The following is an 11,775-nucleotide window of genomic DNA, read 5'->3' on the forward strand; positions in this document are numbered from 1 at the left end:
TCACTAAACTAAATAATCGGCGCCCAGCCCAACAAATAATGCGAGTCCAGCCCAATTGTTATTGAGAAACGCTTTAAAACAAGGGGCTCGTTCGCGGTCAAAGATCAGCATTTGCTGGTAAGTACTAAAGCCGACAAAAGTCAGTAAACCTAGGCCATAGAGTAAACCACGATCGGCGCTCCAACCGGCGGCGATAAAACAAGCCAGCGCAGCAAGCTGAAATAAACCTATGATTTGGCGGTCATATTTACCGAACAAAATTGCAGTGGATTTAATGCCCACCTTTAAATCATCATCCCTATCGACCATGGCATACATGGTATCGTAGGCGACAGTCCAAAACCAATTGGCCGCAAATAACCACCAAGCCTCGATAGGTACTTCACCCGTCTGCGCGGCGTAAGCCATAGGGATAGACCAACTCCACACCACGCCTAGAAACATCTGCGGCATATTGGTGATGCGTTTAGTGAAGGGATAAATGATCGTGAGGATAATACCAACAACGGATAATTTAACCACTAATCCATTGAGTAATAAGACTAAACCAAAAGCAGACAAACCTAAAACGACGAACAGTATCAAGGCTTCTTTAGTGCTGATTTCACCACTGGCCAGCGGCCGAGATTTAGTACGTTCCACAAAAGAGTCGAGATCGCGATCGGCATAGTCGTTAATAATGCAGCCACAGGCACGCATGATCACCACGCCAATAATAAAGATGATCAATACCTTAAGATCGGGCATACCACCCGCCGCTAACATCAACGCCATCAAGCATGGCCACATCAACAATAGCGTACCTATGGGACGGTCGATTCGAGTAAGACGGGAATACACATCCCACTTCTGCTTTAAATTCATTAACTAGGTACTCCCAATACCCTCAAGTTTCCACTCGGTTTCTGGATTAGCATCATATACCCATGCTTCTCCCGATGCGAATTTACGCCCTGAAATCGTGTCATAAAAAGCTGACATTTATCGCGTTCAGGGCTGGCATTAAAGCGCCTCTAACCGAGCGTAAGCCACCACTAACCACTTGCTGCCAAAGTCAGTAAAGCTCACTTGTACTCGCCCTTGGGCACCGCTGCCCTCAAAGTTGGTCACTTTACCTTCACCAAATTTAGGGTGATTGACTCGTTGGCCGACGTTAAAGCCCGTATCGTTTGTGGCAGCCGATTTTTGTGCGCTGAAACGATTATTCGCCATCGGCGTTGAAACCTGCGCCTTAAGACGGATTTCATCCACATATTGCGGCGGGATCTCTTTGATAAAACGCGACGGCCGAGCGTAATCTTCGCGGCCATAAATGCGCCGCGATTCCGCATAGGTTATGTAGAGTTTTTCCATGGCGCGGGTCATGCCCACATAGCAGAGACGGCGTTCTTCATCGAGTCTATCGCCCTCTTCGAGCGCCATTTTACTCGGGAAAATCCCTTCTTCGACACCCGCCATAAACACCATAGTGAACTCTAACCCTTTGGCAGAATGCAGCGTCATTAGCTGCACCGCATCGGTAAAGGCATCGGCTTGGCCCTCGCCCGCTTCGAGCGCCGCGTGGGATAGGAAACCGTTAAGTTCGCCCATGTCCTCCAGCTCTTCTGGTAGCTCAAAAGTACGCGCCGCCGTGACGAGTTCTTCTAAGTTTTCGATTCTAGCGTGGGCTTTTTCACCCTTTTCGGCTTCATACATTGCCTTAAGGCCCGACGCTTGGATCACTGTATCGGCCATGCGATACAGCACCATATCTTGAGTGTCTTCACGCATCGTCATGATTAAGTCCATGAAACCACGCACAGAATTTGCTGCGCGACCCGCGAGCACTTTCTCGTCGAGCAAACGCACACTCGCCTGCCACAAGGTTAACTCATGCTGGCGCGCCGTGGAGCGCAAAATATCCAAAGTGCGATCGCCAATACCACGGGGCGGCGTATTCACCACACGCTCGAACGCCGCATCGTCGTCTTTGTTATTAATCAGCCGCAGGTAACCCATAGCATCTTTAATTTCTTGGCGTTCGAAGAAGCGTAAACCGCCGTAGATGCGATAAGCTAAGCCTTTGTGTAACAAGGCTTCTTCCAATACCCGCGATTGAGCGTTAGAACGATATAAAATCGCACAATCACTGAGGTTGCCGCCCTTTTCGTGCCAATCATTAATTCGACCGACGATAAAGCGCGCCTCGTCCATTTCATTAAAGGCGCAATAGAGCGAAATCGGATCTCCATCGGCTTCATCCGTCCACAACTCTTTGCCCATACGTTCTGGGTTATTGGCGATTAAGGCGTTGGACGCTTTAAGAATATTGCCCTTAGAACGATAGTTTTGCTCGAGGCGAATCGTGGTCGCACTCGGGAAATCTTTTAAGAATCTATGTAGGTTTTCAACCTGAGCACCACGCCAGCCGTAAATCGATTGGTCGTCATCACCCACTATCATCACATTGGCAGTTTGACCGGCAAGCACGCGGATCCACGCATATTGGATCGCGTTGGTATCTTGGAACTCGTCCACCAAAATATGCTTGAATCTGTCTTGATAATGGGCCAATAAGTGCGGTTTATTGAGCCATAACTCATGGGCACGTAATAGGATTTCGGCAAAATCGACTAAACCAGCGCGGTCGCAAGACTCTTGATAAACCTGATAGATTTTTAACAGATTTTGCTCAAGCGGAAAACCGCCCGCATCGATATGTTTAGGGCGTAATCCTTGGTCTTTTTTACCATTGATATAACCCTGAGCTTGGCGTGGAGGATATTGTTTCTCATCCAAATTAAGGCTTTTTAGAATACGTTTGATCAAGCGTACTTGATCGTCAGAATCGAGGATTTGGAAGCTTTGCGGTAAACCCGCATCTTGGAAGTGAGTGCGTAACAAACGATGCGCCAAACCGTGGAAAGTGCCAATCCACATGCGGCCCATATTGGTGCCAGCGACTTTTTCAACTCGCTCGCGCATCTCGGCCGCAGCTTTATTGGTAAATGTCACCGCAAGAATCGAGTAAGGACTCTGCTGTTCAACCTGCATCAGCCACGCAATGCGGTGGGTCAACACCCGAGTTTTACCACTGCCCGCGCCCGCCAACACTAACATGCTAGATTGCGGTGCCGCGACAGCCTCGCGCTGCTTGTCATTCAGGCCGTCTAGTAAAGAAGATACGTCCATTCTCGCCTCCAAAAAATCGAGGGGGCATTATAACAGAAGAAAACCAGCCTGCGCGTTTGATCCACAAGACGAATGATATGTTGCTGTATCTTGCATTGCACTGGCTTGCAAGAGTGCCGCAATGCCTAATCTCGCTTACGCAGATATGAGTAGCTTGGCTGACTAACACTTTGCTAGATAATGAAAATTTAGGAATAGATGGCTTATTAAACCTTTTAGATGCAAAGCAAGGTTCTTCATCACCTTCAATAAGGATTAAACAATGTCATTTCAGTGACTCGCCGTGAATATATCCCTATAGGCTCGACGACGGCATCCATGCCGTCAACGGTCACTTCCATGACAGTGCTTAATCCTATTAACCTTTGCGTAACTCTGCTAGTCAGCAAAGATAGAAGGCGAAAAGTGGCCCCCCTTATCTTTATTCCCGCTTTTATAACTGAATCAAAGCGGATTGCGATAACAAGACTGGGCGGCAATCTCAACAGACATATCTATTGAAGCTTGGATTCAAAAAATAGCCGACACTGTAGCTACAGTGAAAAAGATGCCTGTCCGGTCTTTGCAGTCGTCAGTCTTTTTTCGAACTAAAGTGAATTAAAATTGGGAGCAACGTCCATTAGACAATCGATAAAAATTCAATCCTCCGACACGTCAGCATTTGGCTGCTGTGACTTGTTAGTTATTCGTTCGACTAATATTGCCGCCGTACCTATATTTTTATATTCATATATAGCTTTTGCTCGTCTAATTAAACGCTTATCCTCAGATAGAATCGCTGAGCAATATGCTCCCATCCCTATGTGACCAGCATCGCTCTTAACATTGTGAATTTTGCTAATTTTCCTACATTTCTTTTCAGCTTGAAATCCCAATATATCCAGCACAGCGTTACATCCAACTATTCCAAGGTACATCGGCCACGATTCATAACCTTGCTTATCAATAGAATCAAAACCAAAAAATTGATCGCAGCTAATATTTGCTTCACCCATTGCGGGAGATATTAGTTCCCAGATTTTCTCTATTTGTTTTTTACCTGAAATGGAACCAATAGTACCTTTCTCATCACCAAAAGCTGATCTTGTTTTTTGAATATCATTCCCAATCGAAATCATTTCATCAATGATTGAGTCGAATTTGGGTTTTATAGATTCTGCCTTTTCAGTAATTTCGCTAGTATCGAAGGGCAATCCAGCCATTAGTTGGTGAATTTGCTTTGCAACATTAGCAGATAAATCTCTAAGTGGACCTTCATCTCCTCCACCGTTAACCCATACTTGGAATGGGTCAAAAATTGATTCGTCAAAATGAACGTCTCCCATTGCCTCAATATAGTTTTCGTAATACTGGTGTGGAGTTCCCAGCTCGAACAACTTTGCTTCACCTGTAATTTTCCAGTTTTCATCCAGAATAAGATCCAAGAATTTAGCGCCAATATCATTAAGTATGTCTAAATATTTTTCTGGATGATCGGAACGTCTCATTTCTGCGAAATGCTCTTTTGAGTAAACCCAAATAATGTCATCTCTCTTAGATAGCTCAATTAAGCCTTGCTGCTGCAGCCCGATAATATTCTGATCAATGTAAACTAGGAGAGTGCTCATGTTCCTCCAAGAGGGCTAACAGCGCTTTACCCTAACTTCTCGTTAAACCCAAATAGAAATACGCTTGAGCTTGAGCCTTAAGGGTATAATTATTTAATATATGGCAGTAAGTTATCACCGCTATCGCATCACGTTCAATACTTAGTTTATCAAGAAACCCATTGTTAAATTTTGCGGGGCAAGCGCGAATGAAAATCGGTGAATTTCGTGCTTATGAAAGTTTATTGAAGGGTGAAACAGGACACTCACAACTTTTTAATGCTTTTAATGACAAACAGACAACTCAAAAATCAAAAGAATACGCCATACCCTCGGAGTTGCCGCAGGGCGAATAGACAAATTGCGTGAGTCTCGCCATGGATGGCGAGCTAGCTTTCGCAGGTGCAGGGACGCATCCTTCGGAAGCGATAGCAAATTTGGCAATGAGCACAAGGGGCTTTCAACTCCGTTGGGGGCGTCATGGAGCATCCAAGGAGGATAGGACGAGCAGTCCTCCTTGGTCGGGTGTGGGGTGAAGCCCCACGACTTTGACTTTGATTAAATAATTCAAACAAGAGTTGGGACTGTAACAGGAGTGGCTGTGCTTAACACGACTACCTGAAATAGATAGTAATGCATCGAAACTGAACCCTCCTTCTCGATGAGAATAACTTTAGGTAGCGGCGGATCGCGGTTAGAATACTCACCCTGTTTTTCTTGGTTACTTTTTCGGAAACAATAATGTCCCATTCAGCGCTTAATTCTTTTGATGATTTTTACCAGCTTTTGGCTGACAGCTTGGCGAAGAATAGTCTGATCAAACTATTGTTGAGTAAGTACCGAGGTGCAGATAAAAGCCTGCAGCGCATTACGATTCGGCCGATCAGTTTGCAGAATGAACCTATGCTGTCGTTTGTGTATCAACACCAGACGAATCACATCACTAAAAACCTGAGTTATGACGAAGGGTTAGCCAGCATAAAACTGTTACTCGGTAGCGATTTTAAGAGCGCCCACTTAGCCATGGCGCAGGCGGAAGTTCAGCTTGAGATCAGCAAAAAAGGCAAAGTCCAAATCAGCACACATAACGTTAAACAAGCCGTCGCGGCACCGTTAGAACATGACCGTGAGAAAAAGCGTTTTGTGGATATCGAACGGCCTTTCCTGACCAAGCTAGGTGTGACGGACAGCCAACATAATCTTATCCCTGCGATGTCGCGTAAATGGAAGCAAATCAATAAATTTATTGAGGTTTTCAGCCAAGCACTCGAAGCATCACCCCACAAGAATGACCAACCGATCAATGTGGTCGATTTTGGGTCTGGCAAAGGCTATCTCACCTTTGCAATCCATGACTATCTGCGCCACAGCCTTCACAATGATGCTCAGGTGACTGGGGTGGAATTACGCCAAGCCTTGGCCGATTTATGTAATGAAACGGCAGCAACGCTGGATCATCAAGGATTGTCGTTTGTCTGCGGCGATGTGAGAACCCACGCGCCTAAGCAAACCGATGTGATGATCGCGCTGCACGCCTGCGATATCGCCACTGACTATGCGATTCATTATGGCATTCGCGCCAATGCCGACATCATCATGTGTTCGCCTTGCTGCCATAAACAAATTCGCCCGCAGATGCACAGCCCAGAGTTGTTCAAACCTATGCTGCAATATGGGGTGCACATGGGCCAACAGGCTGAAATGGTAACGGATTCATTACGTGCACTATTTTTGGAAGCCAATGGTTATGCGACTAAGGTGTTTGAATTTATCAGCCTAGAACATACCAATAAAAATAAGATGATTTTGGCCGTTAAAAAGCCACAACACAATCAGAAAGACAGCGCCGCAATCCTCGCGCAAATAGCTGACATTAAAGCCTATTACGGGATCAAGGAACACTGCTTAGAAACCTTACTCGCGCAAACTCAAGCCGATTAACGGCTGGCGGTTTACTGGCAAAGCATTAAAACTTTGCGCTCATGACAATCCCGTTGAAATTGAGGCAATCTTTAATTCTTTGCTGCTGAACCGCGCTAAGGGTGTCAATATCGTGGAAGGCAAACTCTGAATGTTCGTGACTTAATTGGATCGGCAATGGCTCACCTTCTGCCCCATTTTTTGCCACCTCAGGCCCATCAGGCAGTCGCAATTCACAACGAAAGATAAAGGCTTGGGATTGATAGGCGCTGTGATAATACACGCCGCTCAAATAGTTAACCCACACACTTAACCCCAATTCCTCTTGGCATTCGCGCACCAAGGCCTCGTGAATCGTTTCACCAGGCTCGAGTGCGCCACCGGGCAAACCCCAAGCAAAATTACCATAATTGGCTTTAAGCAACAGCACTTGTCCCTGCGCATTAGTGATAACCGCGTGGCTGCTCAATCTAAAGGTGTCGTTAAAGGCCACTCAATTATCCTTGCACTTATATTCGGTATGCATTTGAGATATCAAACAAAATCACTTCGCCGCAAAGGTATTACAACTGGCGAGATTACCCGAATCAAACCCTGTCTTAAACCATTTCACCCGCTGCGCCGAACTGCCGTGGGTAAAAGCATCGGGCTGTACGGCGCGACCCGCCATCTTTTGCAGACGATCGTCACCCACAGCACTGGCGGCGGCAATACCTTCCGCTAAATCGCCCGCTTCAAGTAAGTTAAGTTGTTGATTGACATAATGCCCCCAAATACCAGCGTAGCAATCCGCCTGTAATTCAAGCGCGACACTCAATTGATTCGCCTGCACTTTACTGCCAGATTGTTGGGCTTGGCGCACCTTAGTGCTCGTGCCCAGCAGGTTTTGCACATGGTGGCCTACTTCGTGGGCAATCACATAGGCAAAGGCAAAATCACCGGGCGCGCCTAAGGTTTTAAGCTCATCAAGAAAGCTAAGATCGATATACACCTTGCTATCGGCGGGGCAGTAGAAAGGCCCAGACTGCGCCTGTCCCATACCGCAGCCAGTGGAGGTCATATTGCGATAAAGCACTAACTTAGGCTCTCGATATTGCCCCTTGAGTAACTGGCCCCAAACGGTTTCTGTGGTGCCTAAAATGGCCGCCACAAACTGGGCATTTTCATCCTGTACCACGGTCGTTGAGCTAGATTGGGATTGGCTAAGATGAGTTTGAGTATTCGGGTCGAGTGAAAGACCACCGGTAAAATACTGAAAAGCAATATAAATGCCGCCGATGAGCAACACCACGCGACCAAGTTTAGTTCTCAGCAAAAAGGGCAAGAACCTGAGTAACAAGGCACTCGGCACACCCGCAGATGCCATTTGCTGGCCGCGTCTGTCTTCGATATTGGAGCTTCTGTCAGTGTCACGCCAGCGCATCTCATTCCTTCACTCTGTAGTTAAAACTTTCATTAAACCGCTATTAAAGTCGCTTAGATGCACAACTCTGATTTCGTATTTGCACTCTAGCGCCTAGCGGTTAAGAGTCTAGTGATTAAGTGTCTAGTGATTATTTCGCTTGTGTATCGCTTGTGGGCGCGTCTTTTAGTGAGCGTAAAAACAACCCTAAACCACCAAAGGCCAAAACGAGGATCACGATAAGTTCAAAGGCCGACATGGATTTAAAGTGGAATTGAATCGAGCTGATAACCCCTACAACCAAGGCCGTAAGCGAACCTAAACTCAACAGCCAAGCTAACTTACTCTTAGCGTCAAAAAACACCATCACAATGCCGATAATAAACGGTAGCATCACCATGCCTGTGGTAATCGACATGCCTTGCCCAAAGGCATTCACTCGATATAAGCCATAGCCCAGTCCAAAACTAGAGCTCACCTGTATTGCATTGAACAATAAATAAAATCCGCCACACATCATGGCAAGACCCATAAAAAATTGTCCCGTCCCGCCCTGTGTTCCGCCCGCACCTTTCATAGATATCCTTTCTACATTAACGATTTTTGAGTGGCTTGTTCTTTGGCCATTTTCAGCCGTTGATTTTCTTCTACTGCTTTTACTTTTGCATACTGATAACGGCTTTTATCCGCCTCAGCAACACAGCGCTGTTTATCTCGCATAGGCTCATAAGATTGACTCATTCGGTGCAGGCAGATGTCAGCACAGTAAAGAACAAGAGCAGCATAATCAAAGGGAATTTCACCATCAAGCACGCCTCAGTGAATGACCCAAATAACACACCTCATTCATAGGTAACGCCCATATTGCCAATCACACATTTTTGCTAAGTGATATCAAGCTTATTCAGGCCCCATGTTGACATAAATTACGCTAAGGCCAACACTCAATGATGAATTTTTATACGCATGAACGACGACACTAAAGTGGATTAAATACACAGTGGCTAAAATAAGGATGCTGCAACGATTCCAATATAAGCCCTACCGTTAACATTAAGGAATGCCTTTGAATACGCTATTAATAGGAAAAGGTGAACAACAGGTTCACTTAAATCTTAAGTATGCCAATCGCCATGGGTTAATTGCCGGTGCCACAGGGACAGGCAAAACCGTGTCGCTGATGAGTATTGCCGAAGGTTTTTCACGCCAAGGCGTGCCAGTTTTTATCACAGACGTTAAAGGCGATATCTCGGGTCTAGCTATGGCCGGCACTCCAAGTGAAAAGCTATTACAAAGGGCAACTCAAATTGGCATTGAGGATTATCACAACGAAGCCAATCCTGTAGTGTTATGGGATTTAGCGGGCGTTCAAGGCCACCCACTACGTACCACCATCAGCGAAATGGGCCCAACCTTACTCGGCCGAATTTTAGAATTGAATGACACCCAGAGCGGTATTTTAGACATAGTCTTTCAACTAGCGGACGACCAAGGATTATTGCTGCTCGACTTAGATGATCTGCGGGCCATGTTGGCCTTAGTTGCCGAGGAACGCAAAGAAATCTCCGCCAAATATGGTTTAATCAGCGCCCAATCCCTCGCAGCAATTCAACGCTCGGTACTAGGATTAGAGCGCGATGGTGGCAAAGACTTTTTTGGTGAACCCGCGTTACAGCTTGAAGATTTAATGCGCACTAATTTACAAGGGCGCGGCATTATCAATTTATTAGCAGCGAACAAACTGATTTTAACTCCCCGTTTATATTCAAGTTTTTTACTATGGCTACTCTCAGAATTATTTGAGAATCTGCCCGAAGTCGGCGATCCCGAAAAACCTAAGCTAGTGTTTTTTATCGATGAGGCGCATTTACTCTTTGAGGGTTGCCCACCGAGTCTATTAAAACGCGTCGAACAGATCATGCGCCTAATTCGCTCAAAAGGCGTAGGCGTTTATTTTTGCTCGCAATTTCCTGATGATGTCCCAAGCGAAATTCTCGGACAATTAGGTAATCGTATTCAACATGCCCTGCGAGCTTACACGCCAAGGGATCAAAAGGCCGTTAAAACCGCCGCCGAAACCTTTGTGCCTAACCCCAAACTGGTTGTTAGCGACGTCATATCCCAGCTCGCTGTAGGCGAAGCCTTAGTGTCTATGTTAGCCGACAAAGGCGTACCAACTATGGTCGAGCGCGCGCTCATCGCACCGCCACGTTGCCGCATGGGACCCGCCACAAGTGAGGAGTTACAACAAGTCCGTGCCCAAAGCCCGATTGGAGGTAAATACGATCAGTTAATCAACCGCGAATCGGCCTACGAACGCCTTAACCAAAGGCGAGTTGGTAACGCCACCAGCGACACCACATCCATAGCAAGTGATGTTCAAACGGATCAAAAAGCCGAAGAACAAGGTTGGTTCAGTGAACTTATTTTTGGTAATAAGCGCCGTCAAGGGTTAGCTGAAACCTTGTCAAAACAAGCGGCACGCACGGTTGGAAGCCAATTAGGTAAACAAATTTTGCGCGGTATATTAGGTGGCATGTTAGGTAAATCGAGCCGACGTTAGGCATATGGTACTTAGTTAAGCCTCCAATTAGGGCCCACTAAAACCACAAACAATGACGAAAATAGAGGTACTGTGTCCTTGTTCGCATATTTCTTATACAGGTTAACGCTAGCATTAGCATTAATTATTCTAAGTGATAGATGGATCATGGTACGGAATTCGGTGATAAGATTATTTTGCTGTAATCGCTCATTGAGGCAAATAAATTCACAGATAATTATCAATAATTTTAGATATTTGTAATTTAAAATGTTGTAATTCGAGATAAAAATTTCGCTTCAATCAGGACGTCATGGAATAGGTTCAATTAAGTACGGCTTACATGATTAGCCTGATGAATAACCAAAGAGTACATGGAGTTTTATATGAGTAAAGAGCAAAAAAACCGTAAAGAATCGAAGAAACAACCGCTGATGTCTCCTAAAGAGAAAAGAGCAGCAAAACATGCGAAAAACGCAACTAAAGGTTTCTTAGATAACACTAAATAGTGTCTTGTTATTAGGAGGTTTGTCCTCTAATAACACAAATAGGGTTAACTTAGGTTAGCCCTTTTTATTGCCCGCTGCATTGAACCAACCAAGTTTTACCTCACAATACAACCTTACTCAAAACAGTCTCAGATCTCAGTTTTGTGATACAAAAGTAGCAGCTATCGACTATAGCCTAATTGACCTTTTCCAGGTTTTATGTAGTTATATTGAGCTGATTACGGTATTTACCGCTCGAAAGACCCTACATAACACTATAAAAAATAAGGATATTTCATAATGAAAATCAAAAAACGTTTTGTCGCCGTCGGCGCAGCAGTGACTCTCACACTCAGTGCTGCCGCTATGGCTGCTGCCCCCGCCTTTATCAACATTCTCACAGGCGGCACCAGTGGTGTGTATTACCCTATTGGCGTTGCGCTGTCGCAACTCTACGGCACAGGAATCGAAGGTTCTAAAACCTCAGTTCAAGCAACTAAAGCCTCAGTAGAAAACCTCAATTTATTGCAAGCGGGTCGTGGTGAATTAGCGTTCGCTTTAGGTGATTCAGTCGCAGCAGCATATCAAGGTGTAGTGGCACACTAATTTTGGCCACCTAAATAGAGGTGATATTATTACCTCGTAGATGACTTTAGGTGAAAACAT

At 45.5% G+C, this 11,775-nt stretch carries 11 protein-coding genes and 1 pseudogene; 5 read left to right on the plus strand and 7 right to left on the minus strand.

Annotation, left to right across the window (positions count from 1 at the left end):
* Positions 1-3: 3 nt before the first annotated feature.
* The 3 genes from ubiA to HGO26_RS21860 form a co-directional block, all read right to left on the minus strand.
* Positions 4-864 carry a 4-hydroxybenzoate octaprenyltransferase gene (gene ubiA, locus HGO26_RS21850; RefSeq protein WP_168827752.1) on the minus strand — a complete coding sequence of 287 codons (861 nt, stop codon included), beginning with the start codon at positions 862-864 and terminating at the stop codon, positions 4-6.
* A 138-nt stretch (positions 865-1,002) separates the two neighbouring features.
* Positions 1,003-3,171: a DNA helicase II gene (gene uvrD / locus HGO26_RS21855; RefSeq protein ID WP_168827753.1), complete on the minus strand. Its 2,169-nt coding sequence runs from the start codon at positions 3,169-3,171 to the stop codon at positions 1,003-1,005.
* 638 nt (positions 3,172-3,809) lie between these two features.
* Positions 3,810-4,778 carry a hypothetical protein gene (locus HGO26_RS21860; RefSeq protein WP_168827754.1) on the minus strand — a complete coding sequence of 323 codons (969 nt, stop codon included), beginning with the start codon at positions 4,776-4,778 and terminating at the stop codon, positions 3,810-3,812.
* Positions 4,779-4,966: 188 nt separating this feature from the next.
* Here HGO26_RS21860 and HGO26_RS21865 point away from each other — a divergent pair, with 188 nt between their 5' ends.
* Both HGO26_RS21865 and HGO26_RS21870 read left to right on the plus strand, forming a co-directional pair.
* Positions 4,967-5,113, plus strand: a complete 147-nt coding sequence (locus HGO26_RS21865) for a hypothetical protein (RefSeq protein WP_168827755.1) — start codon at positions 4,967-4,969, stop codon at positions 5,111-5,113.
* Positions 5,114-5,498: 385 nt separating this feature from the next.
* Positions 5,499-6,698: a class I SAM-dependent methyltransferase gene (locus HGO26_RS21870; RefSeq protein WP_168827756.1), complete on the plus strand. Its 1,200-nt coding sequence runs from the start codon at positions 5,499-5,501 to the stop codon at positions 6,696-6,698.
* Positions 6,699-6,723: 25 nt separating this feature from the next.
* On the opposite strand, the gene HGO26_RS21875 is transcribed toward HGO26_RS21870, so the two are convergent.
* The 4 genes from HGO26_RS21875 to HGO26_RS21890 all read right to left on the minus strand — a co-directional run bounded on the left by HGO26_RS21875 (position 6,724) and on the right by HGO26_RS21890 (position 8,892).
* Positions 6,724-7,170 (minus strand): NUDIX domain-containing protein, encoded by a 447-nt coding sequence (locus tag HGO26_RS21875; protein WP_168827757.1) that lies wholly within the window; start codon positions 7,168-7,170, stop codon positions 6,724-6,726.
* A gap of 51 nt (positions 7,171-7,221) precedes the next feature.
* Positions 7,222-8,100: a KPN_02809 family neutral zinc metallopeptidase gene (gene ypfJ / locus HGO26_RS21880; protein ID WP_168827758.1), complete on the minus strand. Its 879-nt coding sequence runs from the start codon at positions 8,098-8,100 to the stop codon at positions 7,222-7,224.
* A 130-nt stretch (positions 8,101-8,230) separates the two neighbouring features.
* Positions 8,231-8,656 carry a hypothetical protein gene (locus HGO26_RS21885; protein WP_107949438.1) on the minus strand — a complete coding sequence of 142 codons (426 nt, stop codon included), beginning with the start codon at positions 8,654-8,656 and terminating at the stop codon, positions 8,231-8,233.
* A gap of 11 nt (positions 8,657-8,667) precedes the next feature.
* Positions 8,668-8,892 carry a hypothetical protein gene (locus HGO26_RS21890; RefSeq protein WP_247651605.1) on the minus strand — a complete coding sequence of 75 codons (225 nt, stop codon included), beginning with the start codon at positions 8,890-8,892 and terminating at the stop codon, positions 8,668-8,670.
* A 253-nt stretch (positions 8,893-9,145) separates the two neighbouring features.
* Between HGO26_RS21890 and HGO26_RS21895 the strand changes: the two genes are divergently transcribed.
* From HGO26_RS21895 to HGO26_RS21900, 3 genes and pseudogenes are all read left to right on the plus strand, one after another.
* Entirely contained in the window at positions 9,146-10,642 is a 1,497-nt protein-coding gene (locus HGO26_RS21895; RefSeq protein ID WP_168827759.1) for a helicase HerA-like domain-containing protein, read from the plus strand.
* Positions 10,643-11,007: 365 nt separating this feature from the next.
* Positions 11,008-11,130, plus strand: coding sequence for a hypothetical protein (locus tag HGO26_RS22500; RefSeq protein ID WP_105250371.1), 123 nt, complete (start codon positions 11,008-11,010; stop codon positions 11,128-11,130).
* Positions 11,131-11,409: 279 nt separating this feature from the next.
* Positions 11,410-11,700 (plus strand): annotated as a pseudogene (locus HGO26_RS21900) (TAXI family TRAP transporter solute-binding subunit); the annotation flags it as partial.
* Positions 11,701-11,775 lie beyond the last annotated feature (75 nt).

Source organism: Shewanella oncorhynchi, assembly GCF_012584455.1.
Taxonomy (GTDB): Bacteria; Pseudomonadota; Gammaproteobacteria; order Enterobacterales; family Shewanellaceae; genus Shewanella; species Shewanella oncorhynchi.

Coding starts and splice junctions, on each gene's coding strand:
- ubiA (WP_168827752.1), bottom strand. CDS start 864: ATGAATTTAAAGCAGAAGTGGGATGTGTATTCCCGTCTTACTCGAATC.
- HGO26_RS21870 (WP_168827756.1), top strand. CDS start 5,499: ATGTCCCATTCAGCGCTTAATTCTTTTGATGATTTTTACCAGCTTTTG.
- HGO26_RS21885 (WP_107949438.1), bottom strand. CDS start 8,656: ATGAAAGGTGCGGGCGGAACACAGGGCGGGACGGGACAATTTTTTATG.
- uvrD (WP_168827753.1), bottom strand. CDS start 3,171: ATGGACGTATCTTCTTTACTAGACGGCCTGAATGACAAGCAGCGCGAG.
- HGO26_RS22500 (WP_105250371.1), top strand. CDS start 11,008: ATGAGTAAAGAGCAAAAAAACCGTAAAGAATCGAAGAAACAACCGCTG.
- HGO26_RS21865 (WP_168827755.1), top strand. CDS start 4,967: ATGAAAATCGGTGAATTTCGTGCTTATGAAAGTTTATTGAAGGGTGAA.
- ypfJ (WP_168827758.1), bottom strand. CDS start 8,100: ATGCGCTGGCGTGACACTGACAGAAGCTCCAATATCGAAGACAGACGC.
- HGO26_RS21860 (WP_168827754.1), bottom strand. CDS start 4,778: ATGAGCACTCTCCTAGTTTACATTGATCAGAATATTATCGGGCTGCAG.